The organism is Loktanella sp. R86503, assembly GCF_042466455.1.
GTDB lineage: Bacteria > Pseudomonadota > Alphaproteobacteria > Rhodobacterales > Rhodobacteraceae > Loktanella.
In genome coordinates this window covers 765,997-785,430 of the sequence record NZ_JAXHCI010000002.1, presented here as the reverse complement: position 1 = coordinate 785,430, position 19,434 = coordinate 765,997, and the positions used below count along the sequence as shown (strand labels likewise).

At 59.1% G+C, this 19,434-nt stretch carries 19 protein-coding genes; 11 read left to right on the top strand and 8 right to left on the bottom strand.

The annotated features are described in order from the left end of the window. The 5 genes from SJY10_RS04830 (at position 1) to SJY10_RS04810 (ending at position 4,921) form a co-directional block, all read left to right on the top strand. Complete coding sequence (locus SJY10_RS04830; protein WP_386680048.1) at positions 1–1,083, top strand: ABC transporter ATP-binding protein; 1,083 nt, start codon at positions 1–3, stop codon at positions 1,081–1,083. Next, on the top strand, positions 1,080–1,952 hold the full coding sequence (locus tag SJY10_RS04825) for a carbohydrate ABC transporter permease (protein ID WP_386680046.1): 873 nt from the start codon (positions 1,080–1,082) through the stop codon (positions 1,950–1,952). Before SJY10_RS04830 ends, SJY10_RS04825 begins: the two co-directional genes overlap by 4 nt. A 39-nt stretch (positions 1,953–1,991) precedes the next feature. Continuing rightward, positions 1,992–2,831, top strand: coding sequence for a carbohydrate ABC transporter permease (locus tag SJY10_RS04820; protein ID WP_386684503.1), 840 nt, complete (start codon positions 1,992–1,994; stop codon positions 2,829–2,831). Between the two features lie 24 nt (positions 2,832–2,855). Further along, complete coding sequence (locus tag SJY10_RS04815) at positions 2,856–3,131, top strand: DUF2160 domain-containing protein (RefSeq protein WP_386680044.1); 276 nt, start codon at positions 2,856–2,858, stop codon at positions 3,129–3,131. Positions 3,132–3,202: 71 nt separating this feature from the next. After that, a complete protein-coding gene (locus tag SJY10_RS04810; protein ID WP_386680042.1) occupies positions 3,203–4,921 on the top strand; it encodes an ABC transporter substrate-binding protein in 1,719 nt (572 codons plus the stop codon). Between the two features lie 65 nt (positions 4,922–4,986). Here the strand turns inward: SJY10_RS04810 and SJY10_RS04805 are convergent, their stop codons facing one another. The 4 genes from SJY10_RS04805 to SJY10_RS04790 all read right to left on the bottom strand — a co-directional run bounded on the left by SJY10_RS04805 (position 4,987) and on the right by SJY10_RS04790 (position 7,409). After that, on the bottom strand, positions 4,987–5,463 hold the full coding sequence (locus SJY10_RS04805; RefSeq protein ID WP_386680040.1) for a DoxX family protein: 477 nt from the start codon (positions 5,461–5,463) through the stop codon (positions 4,987–4,989). Next, on the bottom strand, positions 5,456–6,220 hold the full coding sequence (locus SJY10_RS04800; RefSeq protein WP_386680038.1) for a DUF2063 domain-containing protein: 765 nt from the start codon (positions 6,218–6,220) through the stop codon (positions 5,456–5,458). The genes SJY10_RS04805 and SJY10_RS04800 overlap by 8 nt, the downstream gene beginning before the upstream one ends. Continuing rightward, complete coding sequence (locus SJY10_RS04795) at positions 6,204–7,049, bottom strand: DUF692 domain-containing protein (RefSeq protein ID WP_386680036.1); 846 nt, start codon at positions 7,047–7,049, stop codon at positions 6,204–6,206. Before SJY10_RS04795 ends, SJY10_RS04800 begins: the two co-directional genes overlap by 17 nt. Before the next feature lie 66 nt (positions 7,050–7,115). Then, positions 7,116–7,409: a DUF2282 domain-containing protein gene (locus SJY10_RS04790; protein ID WP_386680034.1), complete on the bottom strand. Its 294-nt coding sequence runs from the start codon at positions 7,407–7,409 to the stop codon at positions 7,116–7,118. A gap of 211 nt (positions 7,410–7,620) precedes the next feature. On the opposite strand from SJY10_RS04790, the gene SJY10_RS04785 reads away from it, so the two are divergent. The 3 genes from SJY10_RS04785 (at position 7,621) to SJY10_RS04775 (ending at position 10,207) form a co-directional block, all read left to right on the top strand. After that, positions 7,621–8,184 (top strand): sigma-70 family RNA polymerase sigma factor, encoded by a 564-nt coding sequence (locus SJY10_RS04785; RefSeq protein WP_386680032.1) that lies wholly within the window; start codon positions 7,621–7,623, stop codon positions 8,182–8,184. Next, complete coding sequence (locus SJY10_RS04780) at positions 8,181–8,819, top strand: NrsF family protein (protein WP_386680030.1); 639 nt, start codon at positions 8,181–8,183, stop codon at positions 8,817–8,819. Before SJY10_RS04785 ends, SJY10_RS04780 begins: the two co-directional genes overlap by 4 nt. Before the next feature lie 197 nt (positions 8,820–9,016). Continuing rightward, positions 9,017–10,207: an ATP-binding protein gene (locus SJY10_RS04775; RefSeq protein ID WP_386680028.1), complete on the top strand. Its 1,191-nt coding sequence runs from the start codon at positions 9,017–9,019 to the stop codon at positions 10,205–10,207. On the opposite strand, the gene SJY10_RS04770 is transcribed toward SJY10_RS04775, so the two are convergent. Next, a complete protein-coding gene (locus tag SJY10_RS04770; RefSeq protein ID WP_386680026.1) occupies positions 10,204–10,884 on the bottom strand; it encodes a TetR/AcrR family transcriptional regulator in 681 nt (226 codons plus the stop codon). The two genes, SJY10_RS04775 and SJY10_RS04770, sit on opposite strands and share 4 nt — an antisense overlap. 226 nt (positions 10,885–11,110) lie before the next feature. On the opposite strand from SJY10_RS04770, the gene SJY10_RS04765 reads away from it, so the two are divergent. Together SJY10_RS04765 and SJY10_RS04760 are read left to right on the top strand one after the other, a co-directional pair. Beyond that, positions 11,111–12,148 carry an efflux RND transporter periplasmic adaptor subunit gene (locus SJY10_RS04765; protein WP_386680023.1) on the top strand — a complete coding sequence of 346 codons (1,038 nt, stop codon included), beginning with the start codon at positions 11,111–11,113 and terminating at the stop codon, positions 12,146–12,148. A 6-nt stretch (positions 12,149–12,154) separates the two neighbouring features. Next, on the top strand, positions 12,155–15,193 hold the full coding sequence (locus SJY10_RS04760; protein ID WP_386680020.1) for an efflux RND transporter permease subunit: 3,039 nt from the start codon (positions 12,155–12,157) through the stop codon (positions 15,191–15,193). Between the two features lie 51 nt (positions 15,194–15,244). Here SJY10_RS04760 and SJY10_RS04755 read toward each other — a convergent pair whose 3' ends face one another. Continuing rightward, positions 15,245–15,703 carry an Lrp/AsnC family transcriptional regulator gene (locus tag SJY10_RS04755; protein ID WP_386680017.1) on the bottom strand — a complete coding sequence of 153 codons (459 nt, stop codon included), beginning with the start codon at positions 15,701–15,703 and terminating at the stop codon, positions 15,245–15,247. A gap of 114 nt (positions 15,704–15,817) precedes the next feature. On the opposite strand from SJY10_RS04755, the gene SJY10_RS04750 reads away from it, so the two are divergent. Then, positions 15,818–16,762, top strand: a complete 945-nt coding sequence (locus tag SJY10_RS04750) for a DMT family transporter (RefSeq protein WP_386680014.1) — start codon at positions 15,818–15,820, stop codon at positions 16,760–16,762. Here the strand turns inward: SJY10_RS04750 and hydA are convergent. Continuing rightward, entirely contained in the window at positions 16,759–18,180 is a 1,422-nt protein-coding gene (gene hydA, locus SJY10_RS04745; protein WP_386680011.1) for a dihydropyrimidinase, read from the bottom strand. The genes SJY10_RS04750 and hydA overlap by 4 nt on opposite strands. Then, positions 18,177–19,433 (bottom strand): cysteine desulfurase-like protein, encoded by a 1,257-nt coding sequence (locus SJY10_RS04740; protein ID WP_386680008.1) that lies wholly within the window; start codon positions 19,431–19,433, stop codon positions 18,177–18,179. The genes hydA and SJY10_RS04740 overlap by 4 nt, the downstream gene beginning before the upstream one ends. Position 19,434 lies beyond the last annotated feature (1 nt).

Here is a 19,434-nt window from a genome sequence, read left to right as displayed (position 1 = left end):
ATGGCCAAGATCACCCTTGATAATCTGGCACATTCCTATCTGCCCCATCCGCAAAAGGAATCCGACTTTGCGCTGAAGGAACTGAACCACGACTGGGTCGACGGCGAAGCCTATGCGCTGCTGGGATCATCCGGTTGCGGCAAGTCCACGCTGCTGAATATCATTTCTGGCCTGCTGATCCCCAGCCAAGGCCGCGTGCTGTTTGACGGCAAGGACGTCACGACCGCCCCCACCGCTGACCGCAATATCGCGCAGGTGTTCCAGTTTCCCGTCGTCTACGACACGATGTCCGTGCGCGAAAATCTGGCCTTTCCGCTGAAGAACCGCAAAATGGATACGGCAGAAATCACCCGCCGCGTGCAAAAGGTCGCCGGCATGATCGACATGGAAGCGCAACTGGATCACAAGGCGCGCGGCCTGACCGCTGACGCCAAGCAAAAGATCTCTCTTGGCCGCGGTATGGTCCGCGAGGACGTGAACGCGCTGCTGTTCGACGAGCCGCTGACGGTGATCGACCCGCACATGAAATGGGAACTGCGCACCCAGCTGAAAAAGCTGCACCAAGATTTCGGTCACACGATGATCTATGTGACACATGACCAGACAGAGGCGCTGACCTTTGCCGACAAGGTCGTCGTGATGTATGATGGCCGCGTTGTCCAGATCGGCACGCCGCAGGAACTGTTCGAGCGTCCCGCGCATACCTTTGTCGGCTATTTCATCGGCTCGCCTGGCATGAACCTGTTCGACGCGCAGATCGACGGCAACATGGCGCGCATCGGCGATGCTGTCGTGCCGCTGGACGGGTCCTATGCCGCGACGGGCAAAACGCAGCTTGGCGTGCGCCCCGAATTTATCCGTCTGTCGTCGGGCACCGATGGCATCCCTGCCAAGATTCGCCGGATCGAGGATGTGGGCCGCCACAAGATCGTGCGCCTTGACGTGGGCGGCAAGGAAATCAGCGCCGTCGCAGCAGAGGGCGAAAATATCGCCGCCGACACAAGCCGCATCACCTTTGCGCCCGGCGGGATCAATGTCTACGCCGATGATTGGCGCATCACACCGCAGGGGGCCGCCGCATGAACAAGACCGTCAATCAAAAGGCCTGGTTTCTGGTTCTGCCGGTTCTGATCCTTGTGGCCTTTTCCGCCGTCATCCCGCTGATGACCGTCGTGAACTATTCCGTGCAGGACACGTTCGGAAACAACCAGTTTTTCTGGGCCGGTCTGGATTGGTTCGATGACATGCTGCATTCGGACCGGATGTGGAACGCGCTGGGCCGCCAGCTGATGTTTTCGGCGATCATTCTGGCAATCGAGGTGCCGCTGGGTATCTTCGTCGCGTTGAATATGCCGAAAAAGGGATTCTGGTCGTCCTTTTGCCTTGTCGTGATGTCCCTGCCCCTGCTGATCCCGTGGAACGTGGTCGGCACGATCTGGCAGATCTTTGGCCGCGTCGATATCGGCCTGCTGGGCTATACGCTGGACGCGCTGGGCATTGATTACAACTACACCCAGAATATTCTGGACGCCTGGATCACGGTCATCATCATGGACGTCTGGCACTGGACGTCGCTGGTCGCCTTGCTGGCCTATGCCGGTCTGCGGTCCATTCCGGACGCATACTATCAGGCGGCCATGATCGACCAAGCCAGCCGCTGGGCCGTATTCCGCTATATCGAGCTGCCAAAGATGGCAGGCGTGCTGATGATTGCGGTGCTGCTGCGCTTTATGGACAGCTTCATGATCTACACAGAGCCCTTTGTCGTGACAGGCGGCGGTCCGGGCAATGCGACGACATTCTTGTCGATCGACCTTGTAAAGATGGCGCTGGGACAGTTCGACCTTGGCCCCGCAGCGGCGTTCAGCCTGATGTATTTCCTTGTGATCATGGCGATCTCTTGGGTGTTCTACACGGTCATGACGACCCTTGATAAACGGGATGGTAAGTAAATGACCGATACCGCAATGCCTAACGTCGCGAGCGACACAATGAAGATCCAGCCATCCCGCAAGGCGGCGCGCAACCTGCGCCCGTCCGGCGGGGCGGTGATCATGGCGCTTTATCTGCTGTTTCTGATGCTGCCGATCTACTGGCTGATCAACATGAGCCTGAAGACCAATGCGGAAATCCTTGGGGCCTTCAGCCTGTGGCCGCGTAACTTTACGCTGCAAAACTATGCCACGATCCTGACCGACCCCAGCTGGTACATGGGCTACATCAATTCCCTGATCTATGTCGTGATTAACACGGCCATCAGCCTGGCCGTGGCGCTGCCTGCTGCCTATGCGTTCAGCCGCTATACCTTTATGGGCGACAAGCACCTGTTCTTTTGGCTGCTGACCAACCGGATGGCACCGCCTGCCGTTTTCGCACTGCCGTTCTTTCAGCTGTATTCCAGCATCGGATTGTTCGACACGCATATCGCTGTGGCACTGGCCCATTGCCTGTTCAACGTGCCCCTCGCGGTATGGATCCTGGAAGGTTTCATGCGCGGCGTGCCCAAGGAAATTGACGAAACCGCTTATATCGACGGCTACTCCTTTCCGGCGTTTTTTGTTAAAATCTTCACTCCGCTGATTGCCAGCGGTATCGGCGTCGCGGCGTTTTTCTGCTTCATGTTCTCTTGGGTGGAACTGCTGCTGTCGCGGACGCTGACATCGGTGGATGCCAAGCCTATTGCCGCCACCATGACACGCACCGTCGGTGCGGCGGGTGTCGACTGGGGCGTGCTGGCCGCCGCCGGTGTGCTGACCATCGTGCCGGGCGCTTTGGTCATTTATTTCGTGCGCAACTACATCGCAAAGGGCTTTGCCCTGGGGCGGGTGTGATGCGGACCCTGAAAGGAGCTTACAATGCTTGACTGGATGGCATGGACGTGGCCCACTGCGTCATTCTTTCTGATCATCGCCGCGCTTTTGGTGACCTTCACCGCGTTGGCCATCAAATTTCCAGAGGTGCCCCGCAAAGGCGTGCTGCGGATCGAAACCACACGCGGTGATCGTTTGTTCATCACGTTGCTTGGCTCTGCGTTTATCAATCTGGCGTGGCTGTGGGCGGGCTTTGGCCCGCAGCCCTATGCGCTGATCGTCTGTCTGGTCTATGCCGCCGCGGTTTTCCGCTGGGTCTAGGCCATGTCAAAACCCGGCGCAGACCACCGCGCTGGATCGTCTACGTTCAACCTAAAGGGAGGAAACCTATAATGAACGTTCTTCTGAAATCTTCCACCGCGCTGGGGCTGGCACTTGCCATGACCCAACCGGCCTGGGCCGATATGGCAGCGGCCACATCGTTCCTTGATGCGGAAATCGGCGAAATTTCGACCCTGTCCCGCGCGGATCAGGAAGCGGAAATGCAGTGGTTCATCGACGCGGCCCAGCCCTATCAGGGCATGGAAATCAACGTCGTATCCGAAACGATTACAACACACGAATATGAATCCCAGGTGCTGGCCCCTGCCTTTACGGCAATCACCGGCATCAAGGTCACCCATGACCTGATCGGCGAAGGCGACGTTGTCGAAAAGCTGCAAACACAAATGCAGTCGGGCGAAAATATCTATGACGCCTATGTTAACGACTCCGACCTGATCGGCACGCACTGGCGCTATCAGCAGGTCCGCAACCTGACCGACTGGATGGCAAACGAGGGCAAGGATGTCACATCCCCGACCCTGAACCTTGAAGACTTCATCGGTCTGGATTTCACGACTGCCCCCGACGGCAAGCTATACCAGCTGCCTGACCAGCAGTTCGCGAACCTTTACTGGTTCCGCTACGATTGGTTCAACGACGAACAGAACAAGGCCGACTTCAAGGAAAAGTACGGCTACGATCTGGGCGTTCCGGTGAACTGGTCCGCCTATGAGGATATCGCCGAATTCTTTACCGGCCGCGATCTGTCGCGCATGGGTGTCGAAGATGCGGTCTATGGCAACATGGACTACGGCAAGAAAGACCCCAGCCTTGGCTGGCGCTATACCGACGCATGGATGTCCATGGCCGGTATGGGCGACAAGGGAGAGCCGAACGGCCTGCCCGTCGACGAATGGGGTATTCGCGTGAACGAGAACTCTCAGCCCGTCGGTGCCTGTGTGGAACGTGGCGGTGCAACCAACTCTCCTGCCGCGGTCTATGCCGTGGACAAGGCGATCAAGTGGCTGCAGGAATACTCTCCGCCCGCCGCTGCCGGCATGACCTTTTCAGAGGCCGGTCCGGTCCCTGCGCAAGGCAACATTGCCCAGCAGATGTTCATGTACACAACCTTTGTGGCCCCGCTGGTCGCATCGGATGCAGTGATGAACGAGGATGGCACACCCAAGTGGCGTCTGGCCCCAAGCCCCCACGGCGTTTACTGGGAAGACGGCATGAAGGTCGGCTATCAGGACGTGGGTTCCTGGACGCTGATGCAATCCACCCCGGTGGACCGCGCACAGGCCGCATGGCTTTACGCGCAGTTCGTCACGTCGATGACCGTCGATGTGAAAAAATCCGATGTGGGTCTGACCTTTGCCCGCGAATCGACCGTGAATTCCGATCACTTCACCCAGCGCGCTGACAAGCTGGGCGGTCTGGTGGAATTCTACCGTTCGCCAGCGCGGACACAGTGGTCGCCAACCGGCACCAACGTGCCTGACTATCCCAAACTGGCGCAGCTGTGGTGGCAGAACATCGGCGACGCAATGTCTGGTGCAAAGTCCTCTCAGGAAGCGCTGGACCAGCTTTGCGCCGATATGGAAAGCGTGATGGAGCGGATCGAGCGTTCCGGCATCCAGGGTGATCTGGGTCCGGTCATGAACGAGCCGCAGGAAGCGTCCTACTGGCTGGACGAGCAGCCGGGCGCGCCCAAGCCCAAGCTGGAAAACGAAGACGAAGAGCCGATGACCATCGGCTACGACGAACTGGTCGCATCCTGGAACTAATTCAGGTGTGACATAGGCCGGGGCGCAGCGATGCGCCCCGGCTTTTTTGTGCCTGCAGACCCGCGTCAGTCATCAAGCCGCAGCACCCGGTCAAGCGATATCGCGCCCGGCCCCTTGGCGATCAGCACCAGAAAACACGCAGCCCACAGCCCATGCGTGATCCACGCATCCGGATAGACGAACACCTGAATAACCAGCGTCATCCCCAGCAGCGCCGCGGCTGACAGGCGCGTTGCAAAGCCAAGTGCAAGGGTGACGGCAAAGATATGTTCTGCCAGCGTCGCCAATACAGCGGCAAGCGCGGACGGGATGATCGGCAGGGCGTATTCGTTTTCAAACAACCACCACGTGCCGTCTGCGATGGCGAACCCGTCAACCTTAGTGCGGGCAGATGCCCAGAATACGGCGGCCGGGATCAGGCGGGCCAGCAATGCGGGCACCGACCACGGCAAGCGCCCGGCCAAGGTGTTCAACCGGCGGAACGCATAGCGGATCGTGCCGCCTTTGGTCTGGTTCATCTGCACTGCGGTGTAATCAGTCATGGGTCCCACCTTCCTTGGCTTGGGACAGGCCGATGATCAGCCCGTGTTGCAAAAGGGTCGAAAAGACGCTGGCCGCCAGGTCAGGGGCCGCCTCGGCACAGGCCACCCCAAGCGGGGCAGCACGCATTAATGCACCAACAATCCGCGCCGCGTCCGGGTCTACTTTTAGCACGGCGGCATTGTCACCCTGGCGAAACACCAATGCAGCCTCTGCCTCTGATGGTGGCCGCGCTGCGGTCGCGCCGGGCTGGTTCATCGCCCAGATCGACACCGCCGCATGGCTGTCCGACACGAAGACCCGTACAGATGGATGCAGTGTCAGAACCGCACGATCCGGGTCCGCACCGATTTGCGCGGCGAAGTCTTGCGCTGCCATCGGGTCCGCATCGGCGGCGTGATAAGCCTCTCCGCGCAGCAATTCGATCCGGGCAACATCAGGCAGATAGGGCAGCGTCGCAGCGGGCGGAAAGTTGGCCAGAAAATCGGGGAACGCATCGCCATAGGTATGCAAAACAGGGGAACGCGGCGGATGTGCAGTCACGAAAACCCGCGCCACAGCCTTGAAGAACGCGTCTCCTACAATGCGGGCCACGACGGGGAACCGCTGGCCCAGCGCCTCTGACAGGGAATGGGCGACTGTGTTGCGATAAACCGAAAACCGCCGGTCCAGATCGCCGACAGCCGTGATACCCGGCGGCAGATCGCTGTGGTTCAACGCCGCGCGAAACGCGGTCTGGGTATCAAGATGCGATGGCATGGCGCGCCCCGTCCAGAATATCCGCAGCGCGCATCGCTTCGTCCAGCAATACGGACAGCGCAGGCACGTCCGTATCCCATTCGATCAGTGTCGGCCGTGGACCGATGCGGTGCATGGTTTCCGCATAAAGGGTCCAGACAGGATCGGCGACGGGGGCACCGTGGGAATCGATCAGCAGCGGGCCAGACGGCAACTCTTCTTCATCGTGGCCGCCAAGGTGGATCTCGCCAACGGCCTGCGTGGGAAAGGCCGCCAGATAGGCGCGCGGATCGGCGCGGTGATTGGTGCAGCTGACAAAAACGTTGTTCACGTCCAGCAGCAGTCCGCACCCCGTGCGATCAACGATAGCGCGCAAAAAGTCCGTCTCGGCCAGGGTCGAGGTTTCGAATGTGACGTAGGTCGACGGGTTTTCTAGCAACATGGGGCGGCCAATCGCGCTTTGCACCTGGTCGATATGCGCACATACCGTTGCCAACGTTTCATCGTCATAGGGCAGCGGCAGCAAGTCGTTCAGAAAGGCATCGCTGTGGCTGGACCAGGCTAAATGCTCGGAAAAGCTTTCCGGCTGATAGCGATCGCACAGGTGTTTAAGGCGGGTCAGGTGGTCGCGGTCCAGCGGACCAGCACCGCCGATGGACAGGCCGACACCGTGGATCGACAAGGCATAGTCGGCACGTAATTTCATCAGTTGGGCGTGGGGTGGACCACCATCGCCCATGTAGTTTTCTGCGTGAACTTCCAAAAAACCCAAGCGATTTGGCGTAGCGAGCAAGGCATCAAAGTGAGAGCGTTTAAAGCCGATACCGGCGGTGTCAGGCAGCTGGGTCATGGCGGGAATCCTTGTGCAGTCAAAAGATGCACCGCGCGGACTGGGGCCGCGCGGTGCAGGGCGCGATTACATGGGGATGTCGCGCTTCAGTTCTTCCAACGAACCCATACGCTCTGTGCCGTCAGCAGCAGCAGGGACGACCATGTCTTCGCAGGTGCCGGCAGGAACCAGGGACCAGGCGTTGCCCTGGTAATCGATGGTAGAGGTGCCGGCGCAGGTGGTGCCGGGGCCAGCTGCACAGCCATTTTCACCGGCCAGTGCTACACCAAAGCATTTTTCCATGTCTTGCGCGCTGGCGCCGGTCACGGTGGCACATGCGCCGAGGATTGCGAGGGCAAGGGTTGTTGTCTTCGTAGTCATATCAATTCTCCGGTCTAACACTCGGCACCCTGTTGGCGTCCGATGCTAGGCAATTCGCCGGCCGCAGCCGATGTGTTACACCCATCGCGTTTAGGTGATGGACTGTAACAATCGCCACTCCCGAAGATGTGGCTTTGAAAGTTGATATGAATTAATTAATGCGCGTTTTGTAACGAAGCGCGGATCCGGAACGAACTGAAAGATGAATTCTATGAGAGACGCCAGATGGTCAGAGCTTTTGCGGCAAGCCAATGCTGGGGACCGCGCCGCCTATGTTGCGTTTCTTAAGGAAATATCCCCCGTTTTGCGGGGCGTCATCAAGGCCCGCAGCGGCGGGCGTCCCGAAGAAAGCGAGGACATTTTGCAGAACGTCCTGATTGCCATTCATGAAAAGCGCCATACATGGCGCGACACAGAACCGGTGACCGCGTGGCTTTATGCCATCACCCGTTACAAGACTGTCGATGCACTGCGCAAACTGGGCCGCAACCAGACCGCAGCCTTTGACGGTGAAGAGTCGGATGTTGTCGACGACAGCGTTATCGACCCGACTGCGGCCCGTGATTTGGAACAGCTGCTGGGCCAGCTCGACGATACCGCCGCCACGATCGTGCGGCAAATCAAACTGCAGGGCCTGACCGCAGAAGAGGTCGGTGCCCAGTTGAATATGACCCCCGGTGCAGTGCGCGTATCTCTGCACAGGGCGATGACACGGCTTAGTGCGACAGTGCACGACGACGAAACTGAAATGGCCAAACAGAAGGCCCCGACATGAATACTGATGACCTGATTGCCAGTCTTGGTGCAGATATGAATCCGGTGCGTCCCGGCCTGCTTACAAATGGCGTAATGCTTGGACTTGCCAGTGGGGCCGTTTTGACGGTCATGCTTTTTGCCGCATTATGGGGCGTGCGGTCTGATCCTGCCGCAATCTACAGCGACATGGCATTGTTTGCCAAAACAATGCTGCCTTTGGCGCTTGGTACGATGGCTTTGCCTTGGATGCTGGCGCAAGCGCGTCCTGCTGGCCAAAGCCGGGTGCGGCATGCGCTTTGGGCCTTGCCCGCTGTACTGGTCCTGCTGGTGGCGGCCACGCTGATTGCGACACCTGCGCCCGCTTGGCCGATGGCGTTACAGGGCAAATCGATCATGACCTGCCTCGTCTCCATCCCCGTTTTGTCTGCCCCAATCCTGGCCGGCCTTCTGGTGGCGCTGCGCCGCGGCGCGCCGGAACATCCCATGCGCTGCGGCATGGTTGCTGGACTGACTGCAGCCGGCTTTGCAGCTGCGGTCTACTCTTTGTACTGCATTGAAAACTCGCCGCTGTTCTATGGTACGTGGTATACCCTTGCGATCCTGTGCGTGGCCGGTGTTGGTGCGATCGCCGGGCGCGTCACACTGAAATGGTAGTTGCGGCCCCGCGCAATCCGCGCAGCCCGGCGATGCCTTAGAGTTCGTTACGGCAGAATAAGGCCGACAGACAGCATCATCCAATCAGTGCGATAGCATATGTCATAGTTTATGGAATGATGGACTAGTCTCGTTTAAACTGCGGCATATCCATCAGTCCGGCTGGGCTGTATCCTTGCGATGAAAGCACCGGAACTTTGGCGACCGCGTCCGAATTCGAAGAAGATATCGCTGCGATTGTGCGCAGTACGACAGTTGCGACGTTGCTTGAAACGATCACGCTTGCAACAGGCATGGGGTTTGCCACCGTGGCCCGGGTCACCGACGCACGCTGGATCACCTGCCAGGCGGTCGACCATATCGATTTCGGTCTGCGGCCGGGTGACGAGCTTGACGTTGAAACCACGCTTTGCCACGAGGTGCGCAACTACGGCGAAGAAATCGTCATCGACGATGTGCACAGCGATCCACATTACGTGGACCACCGTTGCCCGGCCCAATACGGTTTTCGCAGCTACATATCTATTCCCATCCGGCAGGCGGACGGGTCGTTTTTCGGCACGCTTTGCGCCATCGACCCTGCGCCGCGGCAGCTGAAACAGGACCGTATTTTGTCCATGTTCCGCCTTTTCGCCCGCATGATCGGAGAGGTTCTGGACAACGACACGGCCCTGACGCAAAGCAACGCCGCCTTAACACAGGAACGCGCCCTGGCCGAACAGCAGGAACAGTTTATCGCCATTCTGGCTCATGACCTGCGCAATCCGGTCAATGCGCTCACGGCCGGTTTGCGCATGATCGAACGACGGATCGATGATTCACAGGCGACGCAACTTGTCGGACTGATGCGGGCTTCGGTGAATCGTATGGCCTTGCTGATCGAAAACCTGCTGGATCAGGCACGTAAACGCAGCGGCGGCGGCATTATCATCGAACGGCAAGCAAATACCCATCTGGATGCAGCGCTGGCACAGATCATCGCCGAACTGCAAGCCGTCGCACCGGATCAGCAAATCAATGCGACGATCGACCTGCCCGTCGCGATAAATTGCGATGCGCCGCGCATCTCGCAGATGTTTTCAAACCTGCTGGCCAATGCAGTCACTCATGGCCCCGAAGGTATCCCCATCACGGTCAGCGCAAATATCGAAGGGGGTGACTTTGTGCTGGCCGTCACAAACGGCGGGCCGAAAATTCCGGAACAGATGCTGCCAACCCTGTTCGAACCCTTCCAGCGCGGCGGCGACCGCCCAAGTCGCGAAGGTTTGGGCTTGGGTCTTTTCATCGCGTCGGAAATTGCAAAAGGTCATGGTGGCACCTTGTTAGTAACCTCGACCGATCAACAGACGACATTTGCTTTTCGCATGACGATGGCACCTGCCCCCTAGGCCTGCGATGTGCTGCACATCAGCGCACAGGCTGATTGGACATCCAGATGCGGCAAGGGTTTATGTGCAAGCCTGCCAGCGTCCTGCGCATTCAGCCCCAGACCGCGCAGGATCATCGTCACAACCTGTGGTCCGTGCTGGTCGCTGATGCCGCCCTGACTGATCCGTAGTACGGCACATAACGTCGACCCGGCCAGCATATCCAAAGCAATAGGCAATGGGCCCGGCAGGAACCGGCCCTGATCCATTCCCTCTTGGATTTGCCCTGCCAGATACTGATAGACAAGGCTGCTTGGCCCCGCCGAATCCAAACCGCATTTCGCAACGAAAGCGGCAAGCAACGGATAGTCTCTTGCGACCTGGATCAGCAAACCGATCCCCGCCGCGACCCGCTCTGCCGGGTCAGCCAGTTCCGCAACCGTTTCCTTGACGACAAGGATCAATTCATCGCCAAGCTGGTGATTGACCGCAACCAGCAAGTCGCGATTGCTTTGGAAATAGTTGTAAAAGGTGCCGCGCGACACCCCAGCCGCCGCAATGACGTCGTCAATCACCGAAGCATCCACGCCTTTATCCGCAAAGACCGGAATGGCGCTTTGCACAAGCCGCGCGCGAGTCTTTTCACGCCGGTTTGCGGCGGTGCGGGTGCGGTGATCAGGTATCTGTTTGGTCGGCATGACTTTTGTCCCCTTCCCGGCGCAGCTAACACATTCGTGCGTGAACTATAATGACACTTGCATCATTTTGACACAAATGTCATTTCAGCTGCGAACTTCGGCAGGCCATGTTCTGCCTGATCCTTGACCTGCCCGGGCCGGGCATGCGCAATGCGATCGTAGCGAATTGATAAGGCGACACGCGTAGACTGCATCCGCCGTCAGACGCACGACAAAGGAATGATCAGTGAGACAGCAGATTTTGACCGCGCTTTTGGCCTGCACCTTGGCTATGCCCGTTGCGGCCCAGTCAGAGGCACCATTCGTCAAATTGGAAACGGTTACCTCGCGCGCCGCGACGGAACAGCGTGTGTTTTTCGGCCGGGTCGTTGCGCGCGAAACGGTTGATCTGGCGTTTCAGGTCGGCGGCCAAATCGAAGAATTCCCTGTCGAAGAAGGGGCCACGGTCAAGGCTGGTGATCTTGTCGCCCGCATGGATCAGGTGCCGTTCGAACTGGCGCTGGCCCAGGCCACCGCGCAAAAGGCGCAGGCCGATCGCACAGTGAACCGATATCGCGAACTGGTCGGCAGCTCTGTTTCCGAAACAACGCTGCAAGATGCGGATACGCAGGCCGAACTGGCTGACATCGCTGTCCGCGATGCGCAGCGCAATCTGGCCAATGCCACGCTTCATGCGCCATTCGACGGCATCGTGGCCGCCCGGACTGTTCCAAATTATTCAACCGTCGCTGCAGGCAGTTCGGTTGTGCGCCTGCACGATATGTCCGACCTGCGCATCGAAATTGATGTGCCCGAAACCCTGTTCCAAAGTGCAAACCGCAACGCGGACATGGAAATTTTCGCACAGTTTCCATCCAATGACGGAACCTATCCGCTGGAACTGCGCGAATACAACGCCGAAACCGCGCAAATCGGCCAGACCTACAGCATCACACTTGGCATGACGCCGCCCGATGACCTAAGCGTGCTGCCCGGAGCATCCGCCAAGGTAACTGCCATTCTGGCAACCGGAAAATCCGGTATCATCGTACCAAGCTCGGCGGTTATCGTCGAAAATGACAAAAGCACCAGCGTCATGGTGTTTACACCCACCGGTGCCAACGCGGGCACTGTCATGAAAACGCCGGTCAACATCGCGCCGACGGATAACGGCGATGTCATGGTTATTGACGGGTTGACCGCCGGGCAGGAAATCGTGGTCGTCGGGGGCAGCGCGCTGACAGACGGCGACAGCGTTCGCCGCTTTGCCGGTTTCGGGAACTAAATCGCTATGGATATCGCACGCGCCTCGATCGACCGGCCTGTCTATACCTGGATCATCATGTTGATCTGCCTGTTAGGCGGGATCTGGGGTTTCAGCACCCTTGGACGGCTGGAAGACCCCGCATTCACCATCAAGACCGCAATCGTCATTACGCAATACCCCGGTGCTTCTGCAGAAGAAGTGGCGCTGGAAGTATCCGAGCCGATCGAGTCCGAAATCCAGAAGATGGGCGAGGTTAAGGACATTCAAACGATGAACCAGCCCGGCCTGTCGTGGATCACCGTCAATATGCGTGACCAATATGACGGATCGGAATTGCCTGCGGTCTGGACCAAATTGCGCAACCGCGTAGGAGAGGCAGCCTTGCCCAGCGGCACCTCGACTCCGTTCATCAACGACAGCTTTGGCGATGTGTATGGCCTGTACTTTGCCGTGACCGCACCCGGCTTTTCAGACGACGAAATCAACGACCTGTCGACCTATCTGCGCCGGCAGTTGCTGGCTGTGGATGGTGTGTCGAACGTCGCGCTGTCCGGTGTCCCGAACGAGGTGATTTTCGTAGAACCCGATCTTGCGCTTAGCACGACGATGGGAATTTCTCCTGCCGTGATCCAAGGCGCTTTGGCGGGTGCCAATGAAATGGTCGATGGCGGCACACTTCAAAGCCCCGAAGGCCGCACCATCGTCCAACGCCCCGAAGGATCTGACAGTGTTGCGGAAATTGCCGCCCTGTCTGTCGGGGTCGACGGTGAAGTCATCAATCTGGCGGACTTTTCCAACGTCTACCGGGCGCGCGAAACCAATCCCGATTTGATCATCCGCCACAACGGGGTCGACGCGTTCACCCTTGGCGTTGCCGGGATCGCAACCGAAAACATCGTTGAAGTCGGCAAACGGGTCGAGGCGCGTCTGGCCGAATTGCGCGTCGATATTCCGCTCGGCGTATCGATCGAACCGATCTATCAGCAACATAAAGTCGTCGAAGAGGCCTCTAACGCGTTTCTGGTCAATCTGGCGATGTCAGTGGTCATCGTTGTGGTGGTCCTTGCTGTATTCATGGGCTGGCAAGCGGCCATCGTTGTCGGCACGACCCTGCTGCTGACCGTTGTCGGCACATTGCTGTTCATGGCCCTTGCCGCGATCGAGATGGAGCGGATCTCTCTTGGTGCGCTGATCATCGCCATGGGTATGCTGGTGGACAACGCTATCGTCGTGGCAGAAGGGATGCAGATTTCCATGCGCGGCGGTCAATCGTCGCGCGAGGCCGCATCCGACGCCGCGTCAAAGACGCAGATCCCGCTGCTTGGCGCGACCGTTATCGGCATCATGGCCTTTGCGGGGATCGGGCTTAGCCCCGATGCGACGGGCGAATTCCTGTTTTCCCTTTTCGCCGTTATCGCGATTTCGCTGCTGCTGTCGTGGATCTTGGCCATCACTGTAACACCATTGCTGGGCCACTACTTTTTCAAACGGGGCAGCGGTGACGAAACCGGCGGATACGACGGCGGGCTGTTTCGCAGCTATGCCGCTGTATTGCGGGTCTGCTTGCGATTCCGCTGGATCGTCGTGGCCGGACTGGTCGCAACGACGGTTGTTTGCTATGGCCTGTTTGGCCAGATCAAGCAGCAGTTTTTTCCGGACAGCAATACGCCGCTTTATTTTGTGCACTACAAGCTGCCGCAGGGTGCGTCGATCCACCAGACATCCGATGATATTGCAGTATTGGAAAACTGGCTTTCTGACCGCGCTGAAGTCACGGATTACTCTGCCTTTGTCGGCCAGGGTGCGTCGCGCTTCATGCTGACCTACAGCTCCGAAGATCCGAACCCGGGCTACGGGCATCTGATCGTGCGCGTCAGCTCTCTTGATGTCATCGAAGATGAAATGAACGCGCTGGAAGCCTATGCAAATTCCACCGTTCCGCAGGGCGAAATTCGCGTGCAACGTCTGGCCTTCGGGCCCGGCGGCGGTGCCCCGATCGAAGTGCGGTTTTCCGGCCCTGACCCCGACACCCTGCGCGACCTTGCAGACGAGGCGATGGCACGGATGGCGGATGCGTCCAGCAACGTCCGCGCATTGCGTCACGACTGGCGAGAGCGGGAGCTTGTCTTGCGGCCCATCTATGCCGACGACCGCGCGCAGGACGCCGGCATTTCCCGGTCTGATATTACGCAGGTCCTGCAATTCGCCGTTGAAGGCCTGACGGCCGGAACCTTCCGCGAAGGTGATCGTCAGGTGCCAATCGTTCTGCGCGCCCCGCCCGGCAGTGACATGGCTTTGTCGGATCACGTAATCTATTCCGACAGCGGCAATGTGAACGTGCCGATGGTGCAGGTCATCGACGGCTTTGTTTTCGAACCGCAGGATACCTTGTTTCACCGCCGCGACCGCGCTGACGTCATTACCGTCGGTGCCGATATCCCCCGTAACATGACCGCAACCGAAGTCATGGCCGAGGTGCAGGACACAATCGAGGCGATGCCGATCCCCGATGGTTACACAATGGAATGGGGCGGAGAGCTTGAAAGCTCCAGCGATGCGCAGGAATCGCTGGGTGGCCAGTTGCCGATCAGCCTGATCATTATGGTCCTGATTTCGGTGCTGCTGTTCAATGCGGTCAAGCAGCCGGTGATTATCTGGCTTCTGGTTCCGATGTCCGTGAACGGTGTCAGCCTTGCGCTGTTGGGTACGGGCATGCCGTTTACCTTTACCGCCTTGCTGGGACTGCTGTCACTGTCGGGCATGCTGATCAAGAACGGCATCGTGTTGGTCGAAGAAATCGACCTGACGCGCGCCGCCTATCCCGACATGCCACTGGACGAAGCTATCGTTTCCGCCTCAACCTCGCGTTTGCGGCCTGTGTTTCTGGCGGCAGCAACCACGATTTTGGGTATGCTTCCCCTGATCGGCGACGCGTTTTTCCAGTCGATGGCCGTGACAATCATGGGGGGGCTGGCCTTCGCGTCGGTGCTGACGCTGATCGCGGCCCCGGTGCTGTATTTTCTGTTCTTCAAACGCGCAGCGGCCAAAGCCGCGCAAGCGTGACGCTTGCATGATGCGCGGCGTGGTCATGGACCCCGCCGCGCATCAGTTCCGTCAGTCCAAGACGGGAAAGACTGTCGATTGCTTGAGTATGCCATAGGCAAAACTGGAATCGATCGAGGCAATGCCGGGGATGTTATGCAGTTTAGTGCGCACGAACGCCTCGTATCCCGCCAGGTCTTCGACCAGGACGCGCAGCAGATAATCTTCGCTTCCGGTAATAACGTAGCAATCCAGGATCTGCGCTGTCTCGCGCACCTTTTTTTCGAACAAATCCACCACCGCGCCGGTATGCCGTTCCAGGCTGATCCGCACTAACGCGGTCACGGGCAGGCCATAGGCCTTTTCGTCGATGACCGCCGTATACCCCTTGATCACGCCGCGTTCTTCCAGCGCGCGGGTACGGCGCAGGCAAGGCGATGGTGACAGGTTCACCTGCTCGGCCAGATCCTGATTGGTCAGCCGTCCGTTACGTTGCAACGCCGCAATGATTTGGCGGTCTTTACGGTCCATTTTTCGCAATCCTTAGCATATTCTGCCAAAGATTAGATCATTATCGCAATTATTAGCAATCACCTGCCGGGGCTTTCATCGTAGATTGCGGCATCTTCTGCACGCAGGACCACCATGCACAGCGCCCCTCACCCTATCGGCCTTCCTCCTGTCAACATTCGAGAAGCACATTTGCAGCTTGTGACCGGATATGCGGCGATTGCTGTCACTGTTCTGGTCTGGGCCGGCTTCGCCTTATCAACCCGTGCAGCGGCGGCATCGCAGTTGACGATCGGCGATGTCGCGATCATCCGGTCGGGCATTCCGGCGCTGGTGTTCCTACCGTTTTTGCCCAAGCGCATCGGGATGTTGCGGCGGCTTCCCCTGCGCAATTGGGCGATGATCGCAATCGGTGCGGGCGCACCTTTCTTTTGGTTGGCTGCCTCTGGCGGTGTGCAGACATCGGCCACCTATGTCAGCGCTCTGATCGCCGGGACCGTGCCTGTGTCCGTCGCCATTCTGTCATGGCTCCTATACCATGAACGGCCAAAGCGCATGGTTGTCGTGGCTTTGGCCCTGATCCTGCTGGGCGTTGCAGGTCTGATTGCGGCCTCTGACAATCTGACAGCCGGCAGCATGACGGGCATGGCGCTGCTTTTGGGCGCCAGCCTGTTCTGGGCGACCTATACGCTTGGCGTGCGGGGCAGCGGGCTTGATCCGATAGGCTGCGCACTGGTTCTGGCGCTGCCATCAGCAGTTATACTGCCACCGCTGCTGGCCACCGGAGTTCTGCCAAGCAATCTGGCCCATATCAGCCTGCGCGATGCGCTGCCATTTATCCTCGCCCAAGGGGTCGGGGCCGGGCTGGTTGCGACCCTGACCTATGCCATTGCGATTGCCCGCTTGGGCGCGGCAAAGGCAGCGACAATCGGATCCCTGGCCCCTGCCCTTGCCGCCGTGATGGCCGTGCCAATTCTGGGCGAGGCGCTGCCGCTTGGTGCTGCGCTTGCAGTCATGCTGATCTGCGCGGGCGTCATGTTGGCCAACCGCACCCGCGCCGTCCGGGCCCCTGCCCCCTAGATCATCGCCTGACTGGTGCCGCGCGTCTGATAGCGGCCGCCACCCTTGGCACCGGTAATCACGCCGTCCTGCATGATCGTGTGGCCGCGCAGGATCGTACGGACCGGCCAGCCGGTAATCTGCATCCCCTCGTACGGGGTATAGTCCGATCCGTGGTGCAGATTGTCTTGCGTGATCGCGGCTTGCTTTGCCGGATCCCACAGCGTGATATCGGCGTCGGCCCCGATGACCAGTGCACCCTTTTGCGGATAAAGACCGTATAGCTTTGCCGGATTGGTCGATGTCAGCGCGACAAAGCGTTCCACTGAAATGCGGCCCTTGCTGACACCTTCGGAAAACAGGATCGGCAGGCGGGTTTCAACGCCGGGGATGCCATTTGGCACCCATTTGAACGATGTCCGCGCCTTTGGATTGTCCTTACCGGTGCCATTCGAGCCTTCGTAGAAGAACGGGCAGTGGTCGGATGAAAACACCTCGAAGGTGCCGTCGCGCAAACCTTCCCAGATCGCAGCTTGGCTGTCCGCGTCTCGCGGCGGAGGAGAGCAGACGTATTTTGCCCCCTCGAAATCCATATTCAGCCCCTTCAGGTCGTCGCGGGTCAGGGCGATGTATTGCGGACAGGTTTCGGCGTGGACCTTCATGCCGCGCTTTTGCGCCCACTGGATCTGCTCCATCGGGTCGCGGCCAGACACGTGAACGATCATCACCGGCACATCGGTTAGCTGTGCGTGGCTGATGGCGCGGTGGGTCGCTTCGCGCTCTGCCACTTGGTGGTGCGCTTCGGCGTGATAGTAGGGCGCAGTTTTGCCTTCGGATTCCAGCCGGGACGTCATATATTTGATCGCATCATGGCCTTCGGCATGGACCATGACCAACGCCTTTTCCCTGCGGGCCACGTCGAACACGTCCAGCAATTCGGCGTCGTTCAGCACCAGATCGTCATAGGTCATGAAGACCTTGAACGAAGTGTATCCGTCGCGCACCAAAGCAGGCAGTTCCTGCCCCAGCACCTGCGGCGTGGGATCGGAAATCACCAGATGGAAGGACACGTCGGTATAGCACTGGCCGTCCGCCTTTTCATGGTAAGCCGTCACGCAGTCGCGCAGGGACGTGCCTTTCACCTGCATGGCAAAGGGCAAGACCGTGGTGTTGCCCCCCGCTGCCGCCGACCGCGTGCCGCTTTCAAAGTCATCGGCCATGACCGTCCCGTCAGAGGTCGGCTGCGCCAGATGGACATGGGCGTCGATGCCGCCGGGCAGCACCAACAGCCCAGTGGCGTCAATTTCCTCTGCCGCGCCTTCGATGCTGGCGGCAATATCGGTAATGCGCCCGTCCCGCACGCCGATATCGGCGCGAAAACGGTCAGATGCAGTGACGATGGTGCCGCCCCGGATGGCCAGATCGTGCGGCGCGCTCATGATGCCAGCGCCTTGGCTGATACGACCTCGGTCAGCGCGGCGGTCAGTTTATCGACCTGCGCCAGCGTGTTGTAATGCACCATGGACACCCGTAGTACGCCACTGTCGTGGCTTTCGTTCAGATCCTCGACCAGGCGGCGCGAATGGAAATCACCAAAGCGGATCGCAATGCCGTAGTCGTCCATCGCGCGGGCAATCGCGCCAGAGTCCGTGCCGTCAAAGCGGAAGGCGATGGTCGGAACGCGCTGCGCGCCTTCGAACCCGCGCCCGACGATGTGGCAATCGTTGCGGGCCGACAGCCATGACAGCAGACGATCCGCCAGCAGGTTTTCCTGCGCGGTGATGCCGTCAAAGGCAGCTTCCAGCTTTTCCCGATCATTGCCCGTGGCCCCAAGGCGGCTGCCCAGTGCGACAAGGTATTCCACCACCGCCGTGGTGGTGTAAGCCAGTTCGTAATTCGGATTGCCCGGTTCCAGCTTGCCGGGGATTTTGTCCTTGCCATAGAACCAGTGGTATTGGCCATCCAGCTCGCCCAGCAGATCGTATTTGCCATACATGATCGCCATATGCGGGCCGTAGCATTTATACAGGCTAAAGACATAGTAATCGGCGTCCATTGCCTGCACATCAATCGCCCGGTGCGGGGCATAGGCGACGGCGTCGACACACAGACGCGCACCGCGCGCATGGACGAAATCGGCGAAGTCACGGATGGGATTGATCCAGCCAAGGATGTTGGACGCGTGATGGACGCACACCAGCTTTGTGCGGTCCGTCATCAGCGGTTCCAGATCCTTTAGTCGCATGGTCATACTGGCTTGGTCCAGCGGCCAGTTCTTAATGACGATGCCGAACTCTTCCAGCTCTTTCCAAGGACCGATGTTGGATTCGTGGTCGGCATGGCTGACGATAATCTCGTCCCCCGGTTGGAACTGGCGGCGCATGGATGCGGCCAGGGTGCGCATCAGTTGCGTGGTCGACGGGCCAAAGACGATTTCTTCGGGGCGGGCCGCATTCACCAGCGTTTGCGCGGCAACGCGGCCAAGCATCAGCCCTTCGGCAGCGGCTTGGGATACGGCGTAGCTGCCGCCGATCTGCACGTTGCGATGGATCAGGAATTCGCTGATCTTATCCACCACGCCGCCGACAATCTGGCTGCCGCCCGCATTGTCAAAGAACACCCAGTCCGCGGCAAGGCCGGGGAACTGGGATTGCACGAAACCCATGTCGAGCGCGTCTTGTGTATCTGTCATA

What these genes read in the sequence shown, in the direction of transcription:
- SJY10_RS04755 (WP_386680017.1), bottom strand. Translation starts at nt 15,703, where the DNA reads ATGGACCGTAAAGACCGCCAAATCATTGCGGCGTTGCAACGTAACGGA.
- SJY10_RS04785 (WP_386680032.1), top strand. Translation starts at nt 7,621, where the DNA reads ATGAGAGACGCCAGATGGTCAGAGCTTTTGCGGCAAGCCAATGCTGGG.
- SJY10_RS04830 (WP_386680048.1), top strand. Translation starts at nt 1, where the DNA reads ATGGCCAAGATCACCCTTGATAATCTGGCACATTCCTATCTGCCCCAT.
- SJY10_RS04805 (WP_386680040.1), bottom strand. Translation starts at nt 5,463, where the DNA reads ATGACTGATTACACCGCAGTGCAGATGAACCAGACCAAAGGCGGCACG.
- SJY10_RS04815 (WP_386680044.1), top strand. Translation starts at nt 2,856, where the DNA reads ATGCTTGACTGGATGGCATGGACGTGGCCCACTGCGTCATTCTTTCTG.
- SJY10_RS04790 (WP_386680034.1), bottom strand. Translation starts at nt 7,409, where the DNA reads ATGACTACGAAGACAACAACCCTTGCCCTCGCAATCCTCGGCGCATGT.
- SJY10_RS04770 (WP_386680026.1), bottom strand. Translation starts at nt 10,884, where the DNA reads ATGCCGACCAAACAGATACCTGATCACCGCACCCGCACCGCCGCAAAC.
- SJY10_RS04760 (WP_386680020.1), top strand. Translation starts at nt 12,155, where the DNA reads ATGGATATCGCACGCGCCTCGATCGACCGGCCTGTCTATACCTGGATC.
- SJY10_RS04750 (WP_386680014.1), top strand. Translation starts at nt 15,818, where the DNA reads ATGCACAGCGCCCCTCACCCTATCGGCCTTCCTCCTGTCAACATTCGA.
- SJY10_RS04820 (WP_386684503.1), top strand. Translation starts at nt 1,992, where the DNA reads ATGAAGATCCAGCCATCCCGCAAGGCGGCGCGCAACCTGCGCCCGTCC.
- SJY10_RS04740 (WP_386680008.1), bottom strand. Translation starts at nt 19,433, where the DNA reads ATGACAGATACACAAGACGCGCTCGACATGGGTTTCGTGCAATCCCAG.
- SJY10_RS04795 (WP_386680036.1), bottom strand. Translation starts at nt 7,049, where the DNA reads ATGACCCAGCTGCCTGACACCGCCGGTATCGGCTTTAAACGCTCTCAC.
- SJY10_RS04800 (WP_386680038.1), bottom strand. Translation starts at nt 6,220, where the DNA reads ATGCCATCGCATCTTGATACCCAGACCGCGTTTCGCGCGGCGTTGAAC.
- SJY10_RS04780 (WP_386680030.1), top strand. Translation starts at nt 8,181, where the DNA reads ATGAATACTGATGACCTGATTGCCAGTCTTGGTGCAGATATGAATCCG.
- SJY10_RS04825 (WP_386680046.1), top strand. Translation starts at nt 1,080, where the DNA reads ATGAACAAGACCGTCAATCAAAAGGCCTGGTTTCTGGTTCTGCCGGTT.
- SJY10_RS04810 (WP_386680042.1), top strand. Translation starts at nt 3,203, where the DNA reads ATGAACGTTCTTCTGAAATCTTCCACCGCGCTGGGGCTGGCACTTGCC.
- hydA (WP_386680011.1), bottom strand. Translation starts at nt 18,180, where the DNA reads ATGAGCGCGCCGCACGATCTGGCCATCCGGGGCGGCACCATCGTCACT.